19 protein-coding genes are annotated in these 20496 nt (G+C 45.7%); 5 read left to right on the forward strand and 14 right to left on the reverse strand.

All coding sequences use genetic code 11. The features are described from left to right. Positions 1-43: 43 nt before the first annotated feature. Together AC1DLI_RS10560 and AC1DLI_RS10565 are read right to left on the reverse strand one after the other, a co-directional pair. Entirely contained in the window at positions 44-1456 is a 1413-nt protein-coding gene (locus tag AC1DLI_RS10560; protein WP_477602209.1) for an MDR family MFS transporter, read from the reverse strand. Between the two features lie 10 nt (positions 1457-1466). Further along, a complete protein-coding gene (locus AC1DLI_RS10565; protein ID WP_477602211.1) occupies positions 1467-1892 on the reverse strand; it encodes a MerR family transcriptional regulator in 426 nt (141 codons plus the stop codon). Between the two features lie 278 nt (positions 1893-2170). Between AC1DLI_RS10565 and AC1DLI_RS10570 the strand changes: the two genes are divergently transcribed. After that, positions 2171-2335, forward strand: coding sequence for a hypothetical protein (locus AC1DLI_RS10570; protein ID WP_477602213.1), 165 nt, complete (start codon positions 2171-2173; stop codon positions 2333-2335). Positions 2336-2558: 223 nt separating this feature from the next. Here the strand turns inward: AC1DLI_RS10570 and AC1DLI_RS10575 are convergent, their stop codons facing one another. The 8 genes from AC1DLI_RS10575 to AC1DLI_RS10610 form a co-directional block, all read right to left on the reverse strand. Further along, positions 2559-3449 carry a carbohydrate ABC transporter permease gene (locus AC1DLI_RS10575; RefSeq protein WP_364147555.1) on the reverse strand — a complete coding sequence of 297 codons (891 nt, stop codon included), beginning with the start codon at positions 3447-3449 and terminating at the stop codon, positions 2559-2561. A gap of 12 nt (positions 3450-3461) precedes the next feature. Further along, complete coding sequence (locus AC1DLI_RS10580) at positions 3462-4352, reverse strand: ABC transporter permease (RefSeq protein WP_477602215.1); 891 nt, start codon at positions 4350-4352, stop codon at positions 3462-3464. A gap of 167 nt (positions 4353-4519) precedes the next feature. Continuing rightward, positions 4520-6166: an extracellular solute-binding protein gene (locus AC1DLI_RS10585; RefSeq protein ID WP_477602217.1), complete on the reverse strand. Its 1647-nt coding sequence runs from the start codon at positions 6164-6166 to the stop codon at positions 4520-4522. Between the two features lie 254 nt (positions 6167-6420). Continuing rightward, positions 6421-7710, reverse strand: a complete 1290-nt coding sequence (locus AC1DLI_RS10590) for an ABC transporter substrate-binding protein (RefSeq protein WP_477602219.1) — start codon at positions 7708-7710, stop codon at positions 6421-6423. Between the two features lie 18 nt (positions 7711-7728). Beyond that, a complete protein-coding gene (locus AC1DLI_RS10595; protein WP_477602221.1) occupies positions 7729-9498 on the reverse strand; it encodes a cache domain-containing sensor histidine kinase in 1770 nt (589 codons plus the stop codon). Between the two features lie 35 nt (positions 9499-9533). Next, entirely contained in the window at positions 9534-11144 is a 1611-nt protein-coding gene (locus AC1DLI_RS10600) for a response regulator (RefSeq protein ID WP_477602223.1), read from the reverse strand. Between the two features lie 263 nt (positions 11145-11407). Continuing rightward, positions 11408-11959 carry a uridine kinase family protein gene (locus AC1DLI_RS10605; protein WP_477602225.1) on the reverse strand — a complete coding sequence of 184 codons (552 nt, stop codon included), beginning with the start codon at positions 11957-11959 and terminating at the stop codon, positions 11408-11410. 120 nt (positions 11960-12079) lie between these two features. Continuing rightward, a complete protein-coding gene (locus tag AC1DLI_RS10610; protein WP_477602227.1) occupies positions 12080-13066 on the reverse strand; it encodes a cation diffusion facilitator family transporter in 987 nt (328 codons plus the stop codon). A 231-nt stretch (positions 13067-13297) separates the two neighbouring features. On the opposite strand from AC1DLI_RS10610, the gene AC1DLI_RS10615 reads away from it, so the two are divergent. The 4 genes from AC1DLI_RS10615 (at position 13298) to AC1DLI_RS10630 (ending at position 17339) form a co-directional block, all read left to right on the forward strand. Next, entirely contained in the window at positions 13298-14038 is a 741-nt protein-coding gene (locus AC1DLI_RS10615) for an MBL fold metallo-hydrolase (RefSeq protein ID WP_477602229.1), read from the forward strand. A 40-nt stretch (positions 14039-14078) separates the two neighbouring features. Then, complete coding sequence (locus AC1DLI_RS10620) at positions 14079-14678, forward strand: CGNR zinc finger domain-containing protein (RefSeq protein WP_477602231.1); 600 nt, start codon at positions 14079-14081, stop codon at positions 14676-14678. Between the two features lie 235 nt (positions 14679-14913). Continuing rightward, a complete protein-coding gene (locus tag AC1DLI_RS10625) occupies positions 14914-15315 on the forward strand; it encodes a LysM peptidoglycan-binding domain-containing protein (protein ID WP_477602233.1) in 402 nt (133 codons plus the stop codon). A gap of 200 nt (positions 15316-15515) precedes the next feature. Next, positions 15516-17339 (forward strand): APC family permease, encoded by a 1824-nt coding sequence (locus AC1DLI_RS10630; protein WP_477602385.1) that lies wholly within the window; start codon positions 15516-15518, stop codon positions 17337-17339. A 102-nt stretch (positions 17340-17441) separates the two neighbouring features. On the opposite strand, the gene AC1DLI_RS10635 is transcribed toward AC1DLI_RS10630, so the two are convergent. The 4 genes from AC1DLI_RS10635 to AC1DLI_RS10650 all read right to left on the reverse strand — a co-directional run bounded on the left by AC1DLI_RS10635 (position 17442) and on the right by AC1DLI_RS10650 (position 20482). After that, positions 17442-17981 carry a MerR family transcriptional regulator gene (locus tag AC1DLI_RS10635; protein ID WP_477602235.1) on the reverse strand — a complete coding sequence of 180 codons (540 nt, stop codon included), beginning with the start codon at positions 17979-17981 and terminating at the stop codon, positions 17442-17444. Positions 17982-18122: 141 nt separating this feature from the next. Next, positions 18123-18665 (reverse strand): orotate phosphoribosyltransferase, encoded by a 543-nt coding sequence (gene pyrE / locus AC1DLI_RS10640; RefSeq protein WP_477602237.1) that lies wholly within the window; start codon positions 18663-18665, stop codon positions 18123-18125. Between the two features lie 332 nt (positions 18666-18997). Next, entirely contained in the window at positions 18998-19306 is a 309-nt protein-coding gene (locus AC1DLI_RS10645) for a hypothetical protein (RefSeq protein WP_477602239.1), read from the reverse strand. Positions 19307-19498: 192 nt separating this feature from the next. Continuing rightward, positions 19499-20482, reverse strand: coding sequence for a phosphotransferase (locus AC1DLI_RS10650; RefSeq protein ID WP_477602241.1), 984 nt, complete (start codon positions 20480-20482; stop codon positions 19499-19501). Positions 20483-20496 lie beyond the last annotated feature (14 nt).

Raw genomic sequence — 20496 nt, forward strand, 5'->3', positions numbered from 1 at the left:
TCATGAATATAAACGGAAAGAGCGCCGCAATGGGCGCTCTTTCTTATGTTGTCGCAACTGCTTTCGGTTTCCGAAGCAGCAGGGTGAGCGGTAAAGAAACGATGATAATCATTGTCCCCACATGAAAGACATCCTGTACGCTAAGTGACAAAGCAACCGTTTGGGACACGTTCCTCTCCGTCAAATGGGCAATCGTCTGCGATGACAATATCGAGCTGAACAAGCTGATTGACAGCGCGGAGGTTCCTTGCCTAATCCAATTCATCACCGCCGACGCATGGCCCGAGTTCACGCTCGGAACCGCAGACATCGCTGCATTCGTCACCGGCATATTGCTAAACCCGATACCCATGTAACGAATTGCGACCCATACCGTGATAAATAAAGCGCTCGTGGCTACACCCGCGTGACTAAGCTCCCATGTCGCTATTCCCATAAGAATCAGGCCGATAAAGATTAACCGCGAAGGACCGATTTTGCCATAAAGCTTGCCGGCTGCAAGCGACACCAGCACCATCGCAATCGTACCGGGCAGCATGACGAGGCCCGTTGTAAAGCTCGATTCCCCTTTAATATTTTGCATGAAAATAGGAACCAACAGCGTGCCGGCATATAGAGATATCGTTATGCAGCAGTTTACGATCAAGCCGTACGTAAACCGCGGAATTTTCAGTACGCGCAAATTGAGCAAGGGATTTCTGACCCGCAGCGTCCTTCTTACAAAATACGCGAGAACAACGATCCCTGCCGCAATCATGCCGAGCGTCTGCCAGCCTGCCCAGCCCCAGTTATGCGCTTCGCTAAAAGCAACCAATAACGCGCTGGTCCCGATAAGAACAGCGCCAAACCCAATCCAGTCGAGTTTAATGCCGCTGCTTAAACGATAGTTAGGAATATACTTAGCCGCCACAATGACCGCAATAATGCCAATTGGAATATTCAACAGGAACAAGGATTCCCAACCGTAAATTTCAGCAAGCCAACCTCCGATGGTCGGACCAAGCGCAGGGGCGAGCATCGCAGACACGCTCCAAAAGCTTACGGCGACGGCTTGCCTCGACTTATCAATCGTTTGATAGATGATCGTCATCGTCGTCGGCATAATAATACCGCTGAAGAAGCCTTGGAGAATACGGAACGCGATAAGCGATTCGATGCTCCAAGCAAAGGTACAGAGCACGGAAGCTAAAGTAAAGCCGGCCAAAGCAAATACGTAAAGCTTTTTGTAGCTCCATTTGTCACCCATAAAACCAATAATCGGGGCAATAATGCCCGTAGCCATCATAAAGCCTGATAACATCCACTGCACGGTATTCAAGCTGGCATGAAAATCATCCATAAAAATAGGCAATGCCACATTAATCGTAGTCGTACTCAATGAGGCCATAAAGTTACCGAAAAACACTGCTATCATAACGGTCCAAAATGACGTAGCTGCTTTTTGCGAGGTATCCACTTTTATGCTCCTAATCTTGTAGTTTTTCGAGGGCCTTACTTATTCTAATCTCATAACCGGTCAGTTCTTCTTTGAATTGCTCCATGCGTGAGATTTTCGTGTCGATCATCGCCTTTTCCTTTTGCAAAATCTCACCCATATCGATCAGCTTCAATCTGCGCGCTTCAAGGTCCTCTGTGGTATGGTATTCGCTCTTTTGCTGCTCGATCGCGGTCTGAAACTCAATATACTGCTGAAGCTCAGCAAGCGAGAAGCCAAGTACTTCTTTCGCCAAAATAATTTTATTAATCTTCGCAATATCATCCTCTGAATATAGCCGTATACCGCCCTGCGTTCTTTCCGGCGCAGAAATTAAACCGATATCCTCATAGTAACGAATGGCTCGTTTGGTTAAGCCCGTACGTTTCGCTACCTCTTCAATTTTTAGCAAATGCAATTCGCCGCACCTCCGTAATCTTATAAAATAAGCATACTCTTAGTGACAGTTAACGTCAACGTTAACTTTTGATTTGAAAAAAAGGAGGGCTCCTGCCCTCCTGCATCAACGGAAACTTATACGGAACGTAGTTTTACCACTTTACGGAACTTCATGTACGAGACGATGCTCCACGGCAGTACATAGCTGCGACTTTACACAAAAGATTGCTCGAAGGCCGTGCCAGCCTCGTCATCGCGCATCGGCTGTCGACGATCCAGCAGGCCGACACCATCTATGTGCTGGATAAGGGCGTCATCCTCGAATCCGGCACGCATGACGAGCTGCTTGCAGGGCAAGGCAGAGACAAGCAACTCTACGAGCTTCAGTTCCCACAGAAGGAAGCTGCAGCACCCGTTTCCGAGCAGAAGCTGGAGCAGCCGAAGAAACAATATACAAAGTAGCTGCACTGTTGCATGAGGCGGATCGCAAAGCATGAGATCTATCGAATATTCTTGTAATAACAGCTGGGCTTGAGCCATTTCTGTAACGTAAATTCGAATAAATAATCAGCTCAATTTCGCACCTTTCTTATCCGTGCCTGAAGGGGCGAGCAGAGCGCCATTCACATGTCTTTACTACTAGGCGACCGGCTTTATGAACGCATAACGCGTGTAACGTACAAGTTTAGCCTTTGACGCTGCCAAGAACGAGGCCAGTCGTAAAATATTTTTGCAGAAAAGGATAGATTGCCAAAATCGGTATCGCCCCGAGAAACATTTGGGCGGCGCGACCGGTGCGTACGTTCATCATCGCCAGCAGCTGAGTATAGTCGGTACTTGCTCTCAACATAATTTGTTCAAAGTTGAGAAGCAGCGTCTGCAAATAGCTTTGCAACGGATAATTCGCCGTATCGTTCATATAAATAATACCGTCAAACCAAGAATTCCAATGGCCGACGATGCTGAACAGACCGACTGTGGCCAGCGCCGGCTTCAGAAGCGGCAGCAAGATTTGGACCAATATTTGAATGGGCCCCGCCCCGTCAATTGTTGCCGATTCTTCAATTTCTTCCGGCAGCCCTCTGAGGAAGTTCATCAGAATAATCATGCTGAAGACGGGGATCGCTCCTGGCAAAATCAAAGACCAGATGGAGTCGATCAACCCGGTCTGAACCACGATCAAATAGGTAGGAATCAATCCCCCATTGAACAGCATGGTGAAAACAAAAAAGCCCATGTAAATACCGCGGCCCAACACTTTCTCCTTCGTCTTCGAAAGCGGATATGCCGCGAGCACCATCAAAATAAGGTTAACCAGCGTACCTAATACGACACGTTGGAGCGAAACCCACATTGACCGAAAAAATTCATCGCCTTTAAGCGCGTACTCATAGGCTTTCGTATTGAAGTCGACGGGCCAAAACATGACTTCGCCCGCCGATACCGAGGCGCTGCTGCTGAACGAGACGGCCAACAGGTTAACGAACGGCAGCACGCAGATAAGCGAAACCAAAATCAACACCGTGTAGTTAACGATATGAAACATCTTCCGCCCCAGGCTGTTATCTTGAACCACAATCATCCCTCCTTAGAAGATACGGTATCCTGCGACACGATAAGCCAATATATAGGATAAGACAACTAAAATGCAGGAAACAATCGACTTGAAAAACCCGACGGCAGCGCCTACCGAATATTGCGCCTGTTGAATGCCTAGCCGATACACATAAGTATCGATGATATCGCCTGTCTCATAGACGACGGGCGAATATAAGTTGAATATTTGGTCGAAGCCCGCATTCAAAATATTGCCGAGCGATAGGACTGTCATCAAAATAATCGTAGGCATAAGCAGCGGCAGCGTAATATAGAGCGTCTGCTTCCATCGTTTTGCGCCATCGATCAATGCCGCTTCATACAGTCCCGGGTCAATGCTCGTCAAGGCCGCCAGGTAGATGACAGTGCCGAAACCAAAACCTTTCCAAATGTCCGTCACGATCATAGTCCAAGGAAACATGGAGGGACTTCCCAGAAATGAAATAGGCTCCGCTCCCAAAAAGACGAACAAAGAATTGACGATGCCGTCCGAACCCAAAATATCGATCATAATACCCGCCATAATGACCCACGATAGGAAATTAGGAACATAGACCAGCGTCTGAATCGATCTCTTCAGCGCTGCACGCGCGACTTCGTTCAGCAATAAAGCGAAAATGACCGGTACGACGATGCCTCCGATCAGCTTGAAGACCGACATATACATCGTGTTCCAGATCGTTCGCACAAAATTAGGCTGTCTGAAAACGTGTTCGAAGTTATCCATTCCGACCCAATGCGATTTAAAGCCGAGACCAGGATTATAGTCCTGAAACGCTATAATCATTCCATATAGCGGAAGGTAACTGTAAATAAAAACGAGAATAACGCTCGGAATGAGCATAAGGTGGAATGCTCGTTGCTGTTTTAATTTTGTTAACATGTCCCGCTCCTCCGTTCACGTAAAGGAGGCGAGCGCATCCCCGCCTCCCCGTTTTCAAAATATAGGAAGGTAAAAGTTTCATACTTATACTTAAGCCTATATTTCACCGCGAAACTTTGCTTTTGCCACCAAGGACGGCGTCAGCCGTTTACGCTTTTTCGGATATCTTACTGCTGGCCATACATAGCGTTGACGGCTGCGGTCGCTTCCTCACCGCCGGCTGCATGCCAATTTTTGACGAGCGTATCGAAATAATCGATGCTTTCTGAGCCCATAATGATCTTCGTGAAGCCTTCAGTCAGGATGTCATCCAGTGTGGAGCCGTATTTGGCAAGCTCTTTCGGCGGCGCACCCCACATCGCGGTCTTTATATACTGGTCATTGTCGAGAATGGACTTGGCAAGGCCGTAAGCAGGCTTCTGCGAACCTTGCTGCAGATAGTCGCCGGTAGCCGCAGGAGTCGCATTCGTCATAAATTCAACGCTGTTATTGTATTTTTGCCACATGCCGCTTGTCGTAAATTGACTCGTATCTTTCGATTTCAGCGCTTCGCTCACTCGTTCGTACTGTTCATAATCCGTCATCGGATTAATGATCTTGAAGGCGCCTGTGACATGCGCGATGTCTTTGTCCAACATGGCGGACAGCGTCTCAGGCGTTTCCTTTTCGGTTCCTTCATCGAGAATGTAAGCATAGTAGTTAAGAAGCTTAATGGCTGCTTCCGGGTGTTTCGATTTTTTGTTCACTACCGTGTAAGAGCCGTTAGCGAAGAAGACGGATTGCGTCGCCACTTGGCCATCGACAGTCGGAATCAGATAAGGATAGAACACCGCGTCTTTGCCCTGATTAGTTACGGTATCGACGCCTGGATTATAACCCCACCATTGATAATACGGCTGCATGCCGGACTTGCCGGATACAATCCCGGAGTTCATGGCGCTGAAATCTTTTATCGGAAATTCCGGATCAATAATGCCCAGCTTGAACCATTCGGCCCATGCCGCGAGCGCATCTTTCATTTCCGGCTGCACCGAGCCGTACACCAGTTTGCCGTCATTGCCCGGAATCCACATGTCCGGATGAGCTCCCCAGCCGATTGCGAGCAGATTCAAGTAGTCTAGCGTCTGATCGACCGCAATGCCGTAGCCGCCATACGCCTCCTTGAACTTCAGGGCAATGTTCTTGATATCGTCCATCGTTTTCGGATCCGAAAGGCCCAGCTCTTCTTTCCAATCGTTTCGAATCCAGATATAGTCGGGCTGGTCGATGAACCCCCAGTGCATTTGCGGAATGCCGTACAGCTTGCCATCTTTCTTGCCCGACTCATAACTGGCACTATCGGCCTCCATATAGCCTTTCAACCGGTCGGAACCATAAGTGTCGAGCACTTCCGTCAAATCCATAATCATGTCCGCTTCGATCAACTGCTGCAGCTGCGTTGCGTTGACATGGAACACGTCGGGCAATTGATTAGACGAAATGGCAAGATTAAGCTTCGTATCGTATTCGTCGGTTACCCAATCTGTTACGACATCAATATTGAACCGTTCCTTGTAAGCGCGAGTCCATACGTTACTGGTCATATTATCCCCTTCCGGGAACTGCGCCGAAGAATATTCAGCTCTTACCGTGTGGATGGTGACCGGTTCGGCATAGGCTCCGAACGCGTAATCGACCACGCCTTCTGCATTCACCGACTGCTCAGGTTCTGGCGCCGACTTCGGATCATTTTCCGTATTCCCATTATTTCCGCTGCATGCAGCCAGCAAGACGAGCGACAGCACCATCACGATAGACAATAACTTTTTACTCATACTAACCCCCCATTTATCCATTGGTTGATACGAGTTTATTGTAAAAAAAAATGAGAGTTGGAGCTATCAACTTAATTGACAAGTTCCTGTTCCTTTCTTGACACGTCGAAACCAGACTGCCGCGATGACTGCCCAAAAGTAAAAATAATGCCTGTGGATTAAAAAAAAGTGCAAGAAAATGGGCATCCTTCATGTTACGCACGACAAATAACCCTTCCCGGGCGGGAAGGGTTACAGTCGAACAGGAAAGCTGGTTACGTTTTCGGTTGCGCTTCACGATTCCCGGCTCGGTCAATCGCGAGCTGTATTTTCGCCAATTCGCGGACCAGATCGGCTCCTCTCAGGTACTCATTCAGAGCGTCGATTATTTCCAACTGAAGTGACTCCGTCGACACGATATGCGGCCAATAAATCATCGCTTCCTCGCTGGTAACTAATTCGAAGATGCGGCGGACAATGGGATCATGGAGCAAGGCACCGCTGACGGAGGGAACAGCCATGACTTGATTCGCCAGCTTTTCTTGCATTTCTTGTCCGTTCATATAGGCCAGGAATCGTTTCGCTTCTTCAGGATGCGCACTGTTCGCGCTAATGACTTTGTAGGAGCCAATATTCAGGTTTGGTACGGTGCGCTCTTCTCCGGGCACCATCATAAAGTCGATTTCCTGTCCGGAATTGTTGGCGTTCAGCTCCGACAGATCCCAGGTGCCGGTAACAATCATGGCGGCTCTGCCATTGCCAATCAGATCTCTTGACTGTTCATACTTCAACTGCTCCCAGCCCTCCGGCACGAAGCCTCGATCGATTATTTCCTTTGTCATCGACATAGCTTTGACAATCATCGGATGATCCGCTCTCACCTTGCCCTGTTCCAGCATAGCCGTCCAGGTTTCGTCCGCTCCAGCATTAGACATGAGCGAGCCAAACAAAAATTGCGGCACCCACCATTCGGAATTAAGCGCGATCGGAATAATCCCTTGATCTTTCAGCTTCTCGCACAATCGAATAAATTCGGTCCACGTCCGAGGGATGGAAAGTCCAAGCTTCTGGAACATCGTCTTGTTATAGAGAAAGCCGTCCGTATGCATCAAGCCGGGAACGCCGTATACATGGCCGTCTTTCGTGACCGGCTCCAAAGTTGCCGGAAGGAAATCGTTCAAAAAATCCTCTTTGCTCAAGTCTAAGTAGACATGATCATCCAGCCGCCGGAGTTCCTCGAACAGACTGGGCGACCAAACGTCGAACACGTCCATTTGCTCGCCCCCGAGCAATCTCGTCTTTAATCCCGCCGTATAATTGATGTTCTGAATATGGTCCACCTCTATGCGTATATCCGGATTCATCTCTTCGAATTTGGCGATAGCTTCAAAATAATGGCTTGCTGTCTCTGACGAATCCAGCATGAAGGTTGTATATCGCAGCACAACAAATTTTGACGACGATGCCGTATCGGGCCGCTCTGCCGAATCGTCCGCGGCACAGCCAGCCAACAGAACGGCAGCGGCCACGCCTATCCACCACAAAAACCTTGCTCCTCCCGCCACCGAGCCCTCCCCCTTTATTTATGCGCCGAGATGCTTCATTTCCTGCGAATTCTCCTCCTCAGGCAAACAAATGCGAAACGTCGTGCCGGCTCCCTGAGCGCTATTGCACTCAATTCCGTACTTATTTCCGTAATAAAGCTGTATGCGGCGCTGCACGTTGTGCAGGCCGATACTCTCTCCATTTTCCACCTCTCCCGCGAGAGAGGCCTTAACGAGCCGAAGCGTTTCCTCGTCCATGCCTTCCCCGTTGTCATGGACGTCAATAATAAACCCGTTTTCACCCCGTGCAATGCGAATCGTGACAATGCCGTCTTCTTCCTTTTCCGCAAGTCCGTGAAAAATCGCGTTTTCGACAATCGGCTGGAGAATTAGCTTTGGCATGCGCTGTTCGATCAGCGTATCATCTGCAAAGACATCCATGCGAATCCGGTTATAGTAACGAACCTTTTGAATGGTCATATAGTTTCGCAAATTATCGAGTTCTTCGCGTACGGACACCATCGCGCCCTCTGCCCGGGCGGCATACCGCAACATCGCAATTAGCGCTTCGGTCATGACCACAATGGTGTCCGCTTGCTGCATGGAGGCGATCCACTTCACAGATCCCAGCGTATTGTAAAGGAAATGCGGGTTGATCTGGGATTGCAGCGCGCGAATTTCAGCGGCAGCTTTCTTCATTTCTTCCTGTTGGATTTGAGAGACAAGCCCTTTCAGTTCGCGGGACATCCGATTGAACCTTGTCGATAACAATCCGATTTCGTCACGTGAATGTATGTCCTCCACCTGCTCGAATTGCCCCTTTTCCACATGCAGAATGTTGGTCATCAGCTTCTTGATCGGCCGCGTAATGACGCTTGATAAGTAAATCGAGATAATAACTAGAAATAGGAGCATCAGGAACGCCAGGAGATAAATGTTTTGCCGCAAAATATCCCCTTCCGCCGACAGCTCGCTCATCGGCATATATAAATAGGTCGTCCATCGTTGCCGGTCAAACCGGCTTTCCACGATGATATGGTCGCGCTTATCCGGTCGAACGGTTTCGGAAAACTTTTTTCCGATCAGACCGGTATTGGCATTGAAGATAATGTTATCCGCCTCGTCCACAATCGTGAACCGCGAACGCAGCGCTCGCTGAAGCCTGCTGTTCACAACTTCGATGACGCTGAGATCGATTCGCACAACCATGATGCCGAGCAACGTTCCACTGTCCATGTCCAATATTTTCCTGGCGTGAGCAATTGCGAGCTTCTTGCTTTTCGTCTGTTGGTCGACATGCGTATCGAGCGTCATCATCTTGCTGTTCGACACCTGAAAAAACTTGAACCATTCTTCTTCCTTCGCCTTATAACTGTAATCGTAAGGGAGATCGGTACCGACGAACAGATCTTGTCCGCCGTTCAGGTTATAGATATAAAAAGAAATTTCACGGTCTTTCATCATGATATAGTTCATCAGCATGCCATAAGCCGTGTTCTCATTTTCTTCGTTATCGTCGCGCAAATATTCCTGAAGAGGATAATTGTCTTCGGCTGTCGCTTTTACACTGCTGTTCATACCAAAGCTGGCCACCAGCGATATTTTCTCTACTTCTTTCAAATATGCGTCGATGCTCACGTTCGTCTGATTAGAGATGTCCATCAGCAGCTCCGTATATTTTTGTTCCAGCAGCTGCTGGGAAGAGGCGTAAGAAATGACCGTCATAACGAAAATCGGCACGATCACGACGGTCAGGCATATAATCAACATTTTCGCTTTGATACTAATAAATGTAATTTTTCTCCGCATACATCGTCTCCATTCCAAGGCCGTGCCTTGCCTCATTACCCTCGATATTCTTCCGGGCTGACTCCGACGACCTTCTTGAAAATTTTGCTAAAATATGTGTAATTATGATAGCCTACTTTGTCCGCCACTTCGTACACTTTATATTTACGGCTCTCTAAAAACGACTTCGCCCGGTCAATCCGGACGCGGGTTAAACATGAAATAAAATTTTCACCCTTCTCTTGCTTGAACAGTCGGCTGAGATAAGACGGATTGACGTTGATTTGACTGGCTACGCTCTGGAGGGAGAGATCTTCCGCATAGTATCGGTGTATCATTTCGACAGCCATATCCGCATAGCTTCTCTGCTCTGCCGACCGACCTTCCGCCGCCAAGCAAAGCCTCGCATAATCAAGCACAATACCATGAACATCATCCCACGTCTCTGCAGAAAGGACCGCTTCGTAAGGCAGTTTGTCCGAAACCTGCAGGCGGGACCTAACCATATAGGACATGTATGCGCCTACAATTTCAGTCATCCCAATATACGCCTCGCGGATCATTCGTTCATTCGCCCTGTTAGCCGCCAATTCGCCTCGAAAAGCGTCGAAGAAGTCCGTAAGCTTTGCTTCATTGTTGCTGTCAAGGACGTGGCTCAATGCATGAGCGTTTGCTTCATTCGCCTCTTTTGGCGCAGGTTCCGCAATCTCGTCCCTCGGATAGTCCTCCGTGTCTTCAAAGAATATAATACGTCCGCCCCCTGCAAAAAAACTGCGCCTGAGTGCGTAATCCGCTTCCCGGTATGCCGCTTTCATCAATCGAAATCCCGAAACGACGGAGCTTACGCCGATAGTAATGGACATATTCATAAAATCTTTCATCGTTCGCTGAATGCCGCCGCAGAGCTCTGCGATCTCCGAGCGAGCGCTCAACATACCGTCTCCCTTGGTATTGGCAATAAGTAAATATTCGGATGAGCTTTCGACGACTAGTTCTTTGTTCCACTTGCCCGGTATAATTTCCTCCAGAATATTGAGAACGGAGAACCTTAACAACTTCTCATCTTTCTCCACATACTTCTGACGCACTTTCGCAAAACCGTCGAGGCGAAGTTTGATGACCGTCAGATTTTCCGAACGCACACATGCCTGCAATTGCTCCACCTTCGCAGCCGCTTCCCTCTCACCCAACAAGCCGCTGATCAGGTCTTTGAACAAGCTTTCCTTCAGATGGGAGAGGCTTTGTGAAATGTGCGCGGTCAACATCACGGTCTGGCTCCCGCTGCCGCCGAGCTCCCTTTTCCGCCTGATGCCGGCAAGCAGTTCAGCTAGAACTTCCGGCGTTATCTCGCTTTTGATCAAGTAATCGATTGCGCCAAGCTGCAACGCTTCCTTCACGTACCGGAACTCGTCAAAGTTGCTCAGTATCACGTATTTGCAGTCGGTGAAAGTTTTCGACGCTTCGCGGATCAACTGCAGTCCGTCCATGACGGGCATCTTGATATCTGTAATGATTAAATCCGGCTTCACCGATTGAGCCATTTCGATTGCTTCCCTGCCGTTCGCAGCCTCGGCGGCGATCCGGAATCCGTGCGCTTCCCAATCGATCATGGAACGAATGCCAATACGCATTAATAATTCGTCATCCACTATCATCAGCTTAAACATTTCGATCCCTCTTCGTGTGTTTGAGATACATTCTGAAATCGCTTTCAAAAAATAATAATATAATAACCTAACTTGATCTTTGATCACTAATATATTCACTATCACTATACACCCTGTTCCTTATGCAGTAAATTATTCTCTCTCAAAATAGAAAACGGGATGGATCAGATATAGCAACTGAACCATCCCATTTTCATTTATAATCTGATTATCCTCGCGAATCTCGTAGTTGGTTGTCCATATCAGCGGAATCGATAGAGCTTTTATAAATTGGCTTTCAGCTTCTGCAAAACCCAGTCCAGCAGCATTTGGCTGCCCTTTTCCGAGCGCAGAGAGCCGTTGACCACCATATCCGCATACCACCTGGTGGGTTCCACGTACACATCATGCCTATGTCTAACTAGATCCAAATATTCGTTTACCACTTCTTCTTGCGAGTAGCGGCCGGCTTTAAATTTGCTCAATCTCCTTGCGAGCCTTTCGTCCGACGGGCAATCCACATAAACTTTATAGTCGAGTCGTTCTCTAAGCCCAGAGAGATGAAACAGCAAGAAACCTTCAATAATTACAATGTCTTCCGTTAAGATAGCCTGATTAAAATCATCCATCAGCTTATCCATGTCTATAGCATCGGGATGATTAAAATCTTCATATTCCTTCCCGGAGATCGGATCTGTCGTTATCGGACGAATCGCCTTATAATACTTGTCCATATGGATGGATTTCACCTTATGCCCGCTCAGTCCACTTGCCAAAAATTTGCTTAATGTCGTTTTGCCGCTGCCAGACCCGCCAGCGATGCCGATTGAAAGCATGGAACGTATGACCAACCTTTCTATTCTATGATTTACTTTTTAGTATATTTCGTTCATTTGGGTGAAATTCCCTCTAAAAAAACCGCCACATATTTTGGCGGTTATTATTTTGTGATTTTGCTATCGCTTATTTATCGGGACCCAGCTTTTCACCCCGTCATCCTCAATAATGCCTAGAATAGCATCCGTAATATCTGTGTCCCGAAGAAGCATATCGCGCACTTTAAATTTAATGTCGTCCGCATCTGCAAGCGATAATCCTTGCCTTAACTCCATAAGAGCTTCTACATGATAATAACGCCCTTCTTGCAAAATACGCATTTGATAAATATCGGTAACGAGCGGCTCAGAAAAAATGATTTTCGAAACCTTTTCTTCCACTTCTTTCGGAGCGGAAACGCCGATAAGACCGATCATGTTATCATACCCCACCCGAAAAGCGACACCGACCATCAACAGCCCAATCAGCACCGTTACGACGCCATCCATCTGATTAAATGCCGTAAATGAGACAACGATGACTGCAATCATGGCTAGAAGCGCTCCCGTTACGGCCACGATATCCTCGTAAAAGACCAGTCGAGTGGCCGGTGCTGAACGTCCTACATTTTTAAAAGCAGCCGAAAAAAGCTTAAACCCCTGCGCTTCAGCTTTTGCTTCATGCAAAATTTCTTTCATCGCTTTTATTAATATGAACCCGTCCACAATCAAATTAACAATTAACACAATGATATTAAGCCAAATGCCTTCACTTTCAACAGGATGGTTAATTAAATGCCAGCCTTCATGTATGGTTTCATAAGCCATGATGGTTACGACAATAACGGCAACCATGCAAAAAATATTAATGACACGTCCAAAGCCGGTTGGAAATCGCGGGGTGGGTCTCTTCTCGGAGAGAATGCTTCCAACAAAAACAAACCCCTGATTAATCGCATCCGCCAAGGAATGCATGGCAGAAGCGAACATAGCGCCGCTGCCGCTGAATGCAGCTGCGAATGCTTTGATAGCAGCAATAATCGCATTACCTATCATCGCAATTGCGGAAGACTTATTGCCCTTCTTGATTAGTGCCATAAGACCTTGTCGCTCTAGTTTAGACTCCATATGCTCCTCCTGAGGTACAGTTTTTACAGTTACCTTACCACCATTATCCAACTTTGATTCACGTCATGTTAATATAACAGGCTTTTTCTGCTTAGAGCTGCTGATACTCTTTTTTGTATAACCTTTAATTTGTCTATTTACAGGTTATATATTAACTGCTATCATTGCATTATATAACCACTATAAATCGATTATACAGGTTTGAAACTCAAGCGAGAGGATGATTTTCAAATGGACATTCAACGTTTGCCGTGGGCAGGAATTCGGGTTTTAACAGGAACTACAACGATTGTTATTGATCCCATTTCGCGTATTCCTCAAAAGTTTGGACAATCGCTGGAGCCTATGTATCCGCTTGATCAGTTTGGGAATATGGACGCCGTCTTCATTACACATCTGCATGATGATCATTTCGATCCAGACGCCATTATTCAAGCATACGGCGCATCAATTCCCGTCTATGTACCGGAGGAGATGGCTGAAGCCGCTAAGGCCTCCGGCCTAAAGAAGATCATCGGCGCAAAAATCGGTGTGCCCTATGAGATTGGAGCAGATGTGACGGCAACCGCGGTTCCATCCGTTGACGGAGTAGGCGATATTCAGGTAGCATGGGTGATAAAGGGTGAGGGACGAACCCTCATTCATTGCGGAGACACTCTCTGGCATGGCTATTGGTGGAACATTGCAAAGTCTTACGGTCCTTTTGATGCAGCTTGCTTACCGGTCAACGGCGCTGTACTAGAGCTGCCCGGAAGAATTCCAAGCGCTCAACCCATCTGCCTGACACCTGAGCAGGCGGTCTCGGCAGCGTCTGTTCTTCAATCCGGTACACTCATACCGATCCATTATGGCGCTATCCATCATCCGCCAATCTACAACGAAACAGCGGATATTATAAATCGTCTTACAACTGCCGCCAATGGCAAAGTAAAGCTGGAAATCTTGAAAGCACTCGAAAGTATAACCTTGTAATACACATGGATATGACTTCATTGATCAAGGGGATTTTATCATGGAAAGACATCGGTTTACGATTGGCGGAACTATGTGGATTAATCTTGCTAATACCATCATGATGCGCGACAAACAAAAGACCGATATGCTTGAAGAGCTTGATTATATTAAGCAGTGGCTGAGTGAAAACGATTTGGCTCTGGAGGGAAGTCTGTCTCCCTCAGATTTAAGGCTCCTGCAGCTTGAATTATTTTCACTCAGGGCGTTCTGCATCGATGCGTTAGCCGATCTGCTTCAGGAAGGCCAGCTATCCGTACAAACCTACACCCTGATCGCGAAAAAGACGGCAGATATAACCGTGGATGTCCGAATGGAACAACAGGAGGGCCGACCGGTAATGATTTATGACGGTCATGGCCCTCTTGACCGAATACGGTATGCGGTACTAAGCTCTCTCGCGGATACACTCGGCAAGCATTCGCCGGAGCGTATCCGAAAGTGCGAGCATGATGCTTGCATTCTGCATTTTTTGGATACCTCAAAAAGCGGAAAACGCCGCTGGTGCAGTATGGACCAATGCGGCAACCGGCAAAAAGCCGCGGAGTTTTATGCAAAGAAAAAGAAAAAAACGGGAGAGGATCCTGATGCAGAGGATTGAAAACCGTATCCATCAACAAAAAAAACAGCGGCAGCTTTGGACTGAAATATAGTCTGAACTGCCGCTGTTTTTTTTGAAATATCATATGCCACCCACGTTATTCCAAGCTGCATGCTGCGCAGCAAAAGCTGTTCAGAAACACCAAACAAGCCTAAATTAAGAAGCAATAGGCACCTTTTTTTCTTACGTTCATAATTTAAATAGTCAAATGACCATACACAATTGGAGGTTTATTATGAATCGCGCATTTATTCCACAGGGCGGGGCTGGATTCCGTCGACCTTTCCGACCGATCCCTCATCCATTTTTCCCACGACGTTTTTTATTTCCGTTTTTCTTCTTTTCCCCGTTTTTCTTTCCTTTTTTCCGGGAGGATGGTGAAGGGGATCGTAACGACATGTACTTTGCTCAACACCAAATGCAGGCAGGAGATACCATGGATAAGGTCGCTCACATGTATAATATGCCCCTCCCTATTCTTGAGGAGGCAAATCCGCACATAAACCCACAACAAATGCAGCCAGGCTCAACCGTCTACATTCCGCGCATCTCCCATATGTATTGTCACAAGACATATATGGAAAATGAAGTTGAGACACAGGCACCTAGGTACCCAGGTCAACAAATGCCGTATTAATAAGCATCTTATTACGCGGATCCTATAAAAACAGAATCGGCAGCCTAGGATATGAAAATCATGTCCTAAGCTGCCGATTTCATTTATTGTTCTCCAAAAAAACTGTCACTAAGGTTCATGTTTTTTATTTCATTTACAGGGTAATTTAATGGAACAGGTAGTTTAATAACAATAAATGCGGAGAGAACGGAGTGAAACCAATGACTTCTTTAAAAAGATTTTTAATCGGTCGACCATTAAAATCAAATGAATTAGGCGAGCAGAAACTTAATAAAACGAAAGCTCTTGCCATTCTTTCTTCAGACGCATTATCTTCAGTTGCCTATGGTCCTGAGCAAATATTGATCGTTTTAATTACAGTCAGTGCCGCTGCGTTTTGGTATTCGATACCGATCGCAATCGGGGTATTAATTTTATTATTAGCGCTTATTTTATCATATAGGCAAATTATCTTTGCATATCCGCATGGCGGAGGCGCTTATGTGGTGTCAAAAGAAAATCTAGGTAAGTACCCTGGCTTAGTAGCCGGAGGCTCCTTGTTGGTTGATTATATTTTAACCGTGGCAGTAAGTGTATCCGCCGGTACGGATGCCATAACTTCCGCTTTTCCAAGTCTGCATGAACATACGGTAATCATCGCTGTGATATTTGTCGTTTTCATAACTATTCTGAACCTGCGGGGAGTAACCGAGTCCGCTTCGATTTTGGCTTATCCGGTATATTTGTTTGTTATAGCCTTATTCATTTTAATTGGAGCAGGTCTCTACAACATAATAACTGGTTATGTTTCTCATGAATTACATACTCCAATCGGTACGCCAGTAGCTGGTATCAGCTTATTTTTGCTCTTAAAAGCATTTGCCTCGGGCAGCTCTGCATTAACAGGAGTCGAGGCCATTTCGAATGCCATCCCGAACTTCAAAAATCCAGCTCCTAATAACGCTGCTAAAACATTAATGGCGATGGGAATCTTGCTGGCTTTGTTATTTTCGGGAATCGTATATTTAGCCTATTATTACGGGATAACACCTAACCTCGAGGTAACCGTAGTCTCCCAAATCGCCGAACAGACCTTTGGGCGAAATTTTATGTATTTCTTCATTCAAGGAACAACAGCTCTGATCCTTATCCTAGCCGCCAACACGGGATATTCGGCTTTCCCTTTGCTTGCAGTTAATCTTGCCAACGATAAGTTCATACCAAGAATGTTTACGATTAGAGGAGATCGGCTTGGTTATTCCAATGGCATTATCATATTAGGCATTTTATCCATCATCTTAATTATTGTGTTTAAAGGTCAAACCGAACATTTAATCCCGCTTTATGCTGTAGGGGTTTTCATTCCCTTCACCCTGTCCCAGACAGGAATGATATTAAAATGGATTCGCCAAAAGCCTACCGGGTGGATTTCAAAACTGATCATTAATGCAACAGGGGCTCTTATAAGCTTTATTGTCACCCTGATGTTTTTCTTAACGAAATTCGTTCAGGTTTGGTCGGTCCTCATCTTTTTACCGCTTATCATTTATGCTTTTCATCGAATTAGAAAGCATTATGAAGCGATAGCCGACCAACTAAGAATAACAACTTGTGAGCCAGCCATTCCGATTGAGGGGAATGTAATTATTCTTCCTGTGGCCGGAATAACGCATGTGGTGGAGAACTCACTGAATTATGCAAAATCGCTATCCGCCCACCAGATTATTGCGGTTCATATTCCTTTTGAAAGAGAAGATGATGAGTTGTTTCAAGAAAAATGGAGCCAGTGGCAGCCTGACGTGAGGCTGGTAACTCTGCATTCTCCTTATAGAAGCATCATTCATCCGTTGACTAAATTTATTGATACCGTTCAACGCAAAGCGAGTGAATCCAATTACCAGGTTACTGTTATTATCCCGCAGTTCATTCCAAAGAAAGGTTGGCATAACATCCTGCACAACCAATCCAGTTTACTGATCCGTGCACACCTGCTATATCGGAGAAATGTGATTATCACGACGGTGCCGTACCATTTGAAGAAATGATTTAGCTTATTTGTTATATAGTTATTTGTGAAAATAGAAAATGAAATCGAGGCTGTCCCTAAGATCATCACTGATTTAGGAACAAGCCTCGATATCTTCACTTTACAAAAAGGAGAAAAAAGAACGCAAACGGCTTTTCTTCTTTGATGGAGCTTGAAGTTTGGCGACAGCAGCTGGGTGAATTTCATCGCGTGGCGGGTAGGCTTTGCTGCTTGAAATCTGAATAGATTCTAAGGACGCGGCTAATTGTCCGACCATTTGGCGCAGCTCCTCGAGTTCCTCGCGCTGCTGGAGCAGCTGAATCGAGACAACTTCGTCGGCTTTCTGATCAAGCGACCGTTCGACATGCTCGACGCGGGCCAGCATATCTTCCATAGATGGATCATGTGCGTGCAGGAGAAGCTCATCTTGCAGAGGTTCTGATGACTCCTTGTTAGTCATGAGAACAATGCGATCCAATGTTTCCCCATTATTGATTCGGTCTTTAATGTGATTGAGCAGGCCAAGATCCTGCTCCGAGAATATATAGTGACCAAATCGGTCTTTTTGAAAAAAATCCGGAAAAGCTGAAGCCCAACGTTTGATCGTTGTTTGGCTGACAGAAAGCAGATCTGCGGCATCCTTCGTTTTCGAAATACCCATATCGATCCCTCCGCTTCAGGTGTTCTATTATGGATAATTCGCTACCAATAAGCGACTCCCTGCACGGGTGACAAAGGTAGTGCTGATTCGATAAACAAAGTGTTTTTACGAGTAATCATGCGGCTGATCACTGTCAAAATGCTACCTTAATGAGCTATTGAAACTTGCCTCAATGAGTTCCTCCATTTTAAACAATGAAACAAACGTCAAGCCTGCGTTTTCAAGATTATCTCTTCCTTGCTGTTCCCGTTCTATTACACTTAAAACATGGCTTACATTAGCTCCAAAATCACTCAAATCTTTTGCACTCAATAATATTTGTCCACCCGTTGTGACAACATCCTCAATAATACAAACATTTCTTCCCTCTATCTCAATTCCTTCAGCCAGTTTACATGTACCATATTCCTTGGCCTTTTTTCTAACAAAGGCAACGGGTATGCCTGTTTTTAGCGATAATGCTGTTGCAATAGGGATACCTCCCATTTCGAGCCCCGCCAATATTTCCGTACCTGCCGGGATTAATTTCGATAAATGTTCAGCGACCTCGTTTAACAGCTTTGGATCGGATTCAAACAAATATTTATCAAAATAATCGTTCGATACCTTTCCTGACCTTAATTTAAAGGTTCCTGTTAAATGCGCCGTTTTATAAATTTCATTTGCTAATGCGACTTTATCCATATTTTAACCGCCTCTAATTTTCCCTTAATTTTACCATATGCATTTGTTGAATATAACTGCTAGTTATCTGTGCGGCAGCTAATTTTGAAAGGCTTTTATAATAACCATTATCCGCGAAGATTGAACTGCTAAATATAATCGTGGAAAGCAACGATGCTAGGATAAGTATTTTAAACCACAATGGCTCTATCACAAATTGTCTGTACATTGCTTTTATCCAACGCATAATGGCACTGACCCTTTCTGAATCACTCGTTAGCAGGGGAAAGGCAGCCGACCCATTCGGCCGACTGCCTTTTTCTGTTTTCCACTAAACTTTCGATACTTGTTAATTACCCTTCCAGCACATCCGCCTCTAATTCGCTCGCAACCTCAAACATCTTAGGGATCACAGCTTCATTGGTGCCGGATACGTAAATATCCCCCTGATAATGCCTGAATGGAATCTTTATATCGCCGTAACTCCACATAAAAAAGTCACCCTCAATGGACATGCTGGTAGAGCCTGTAACCGTAAAAACTGATGTATAGGAAAAATCAGGCTTAGACATAAAATACCGTTTGCATTCTTCCAAAGATATAGTTTGCGCCGAATCTCCATTTTCCTGTAATGCTCTTGTAATTCGATAGCGATGACTCATTTATATGCCTCCAATATTTTAAATTTTGTCGAAGCTTGTCTCAGGTTGTTGAACTAAAATTATCCGTTACTTCAACAATCATGCGTTATCAGAAATATTAGTATCAGACTTATTGATGTCTAATTCTGAGACCATGCGTAGGTATCCAATGATCAGCCTTGGTACTATGAAGATCATAACTCATAGAAACCATTATACACTGTAAAATATCCGATTCCCCGACAAAAAAGGTAAGCAGTACTTTGCACATAATCCCGGCATCCGTTCTTGAATCCAAGGATGTACCTCCTCATTTTCCATATGAAAAGCGTAATATCCGAATATAGCCACTAACATAAATCCCTCCAATGTGGCAAAAACATCATCAAGCACTTCGCCAGGACCGTAATACACTGCAAGAAATGATCTTCTATGCTCCGACGGCATCATTAAAGCCCCCATTGCAACATCCAATAAATAATAACCGAATCCGAATAAACCAAAATCTAGAAAGCATATTTTTCCCTTACTAGTTACGATCATATTGCCCATGTTTAAATCCCCGTGAATAATTCCCCAAGAATCTTTTGCCATGCTGCTGCTTTCGAGGCGAGAGTTAATCAACTGGATCGTTTTCTCTACAATATGAAAATCTGAAGAGAGAATTAATCCCTTCCCAACACCGCGTTGAATTTGCAAAAGCATCAGATTATTTCCTTCAATTCCTTGATGGGGTCGTGTGTTAGGATTGATGCGATTATTATGCTTGCGGAAAAATCGGTGAAGCTCTGCCATTTGAACGCCAAGTTTCATGGCAAATTTCTCGGTAGATACGTTTTCCTTTTGCAAATCCGTTCCTTCTACCCATGAAAGCAACGTACAATTTATACCCTTTCCATCAAGCTCTATTTTTGTAATATAATCTCCGTGGCCGTTTCTTACAGGTTGTTGAACGGTAAGCTCCGTTTGGTCTGCAATTTCCTCTAAAAGCTGCAGCTCGCTTAATAACCCCTCGCGGGTATGCTGCAGCCCAGCCATATTTTCCGTAACGGGTTGATGGATTCGAAACAAAAATGACTTTCCTTTGGCTAGATCATTGACTTTGTAAGTCCTATTTTCATTATGTCTAATAAACTTAATATCGGGTTGGTCAATTCCATATTTGGAGAGAACATCGCGAATGGATTCATCCGTCATTGCCGCTTACCTCC

Source organism: Paenibacillus sp. 01T443, from assembly GCF_056398325.1.

Bases quoted from the DNA above. Each gene is read 5' to 3' on its own strand.
- AC1DLI_RS10580 (WP_477602215.1), bottom strand. From the start codon at position 4,352: ATGTTAACAAAATTAAAACAGCAACGAGCATTCCACCTTATGCTCATT.
- AC1DLI_RS10585 (WP_477602217.1), bottom strand. From the start codon at position 6,166: ATGAGTAAAAAGTTATTGTCTATCGTGATGGTGCTGTCGCTCGTCTTG.
- AC1DLI_RS10595 (WP_477602221.1), bottom strand. From the start codon at position 9,498: ATGCGGAGAAAAATTACATTTATTAGTATCAAAGCGAAAATGTTGATT.
- AC1DLI_RS10600 (WP_477602223.1), bottom strand. From the start codon at position 11,144: ATGTTTAAGCTGATGATAGTGGATGACGAATTATTAATGCGTATTGGC.
- AC1DLI_RS10605 (WP_477602225.1), bottom strand. From the start codon at position 11,959: ATGCTTTCAATCGGCATCGCTGGCGGGTCTGGCAGCGGCAAAACGACA.
- AC1DLI_RS10610 (WP_477602227.1), bottom strand. From the start codon at position 13,066: ATGGAGTCTAAACTAGAGCGACAAGGTCTTATGGCACTAATCAAGAAG.
- AC1DLI_RS10615 (WP_477602229.1), top strand. From the start codon at position 13,298: ATGGACATTCAACGTTTGCCGTGGGCAGGAATTCGGGTTTTAACAGGA.
- AC1DLI_RS10620 (WP_477602231.1), top strand. From the start codon at position 14,079: ATGGAAAGACATCGGTTTACGATTGGCGGAACTATGTGGATTAATCTT.
- AC1DLI_RS10625 (WP_477602233.1), top strand. From the start codon at position 14,914: ATGAATCGCGCATTTATTCCACAGGGCGGGGCTGGATTCCGTCGACCT.
- AC1DLI_RS10630 (WP_477602385.1), top strand. From the start codon at position 15,516: ATGACTTCTTTAAAAAGATTTTTAATCGGTCGACCATTAAAATCAAAT.
- AC1DLI_RS10635 (WP_477602235.1), bottom strand. From the start codon at position 17,981: ATGGGTATTTCGAAAACGAAGGATGCCGCAGATCTGCTTTCTGTCAGC.
- pyrE (WP_477602237.1), bottom strand. From the start codon at position 18,665: ATGGATAAAGTCGCATTAGCAAATGAAATTTATAAAACGGCGCATTTA.
- AC1DLI_RS10645 (WP_477602239.1), bottom strand. From the start codon at position 19,306: ATGAGTCATCGCTATCGAATTACAAGAGCATTACAGGAAAATGGAGAT.
- AC1DLI_RS10650 (WP_477602241.1), bottom strand. From the start codon at position 20,482: ATGACGGATGAATCCATTCGCGATGTTCTCTCCAAATATGGAATTGAC.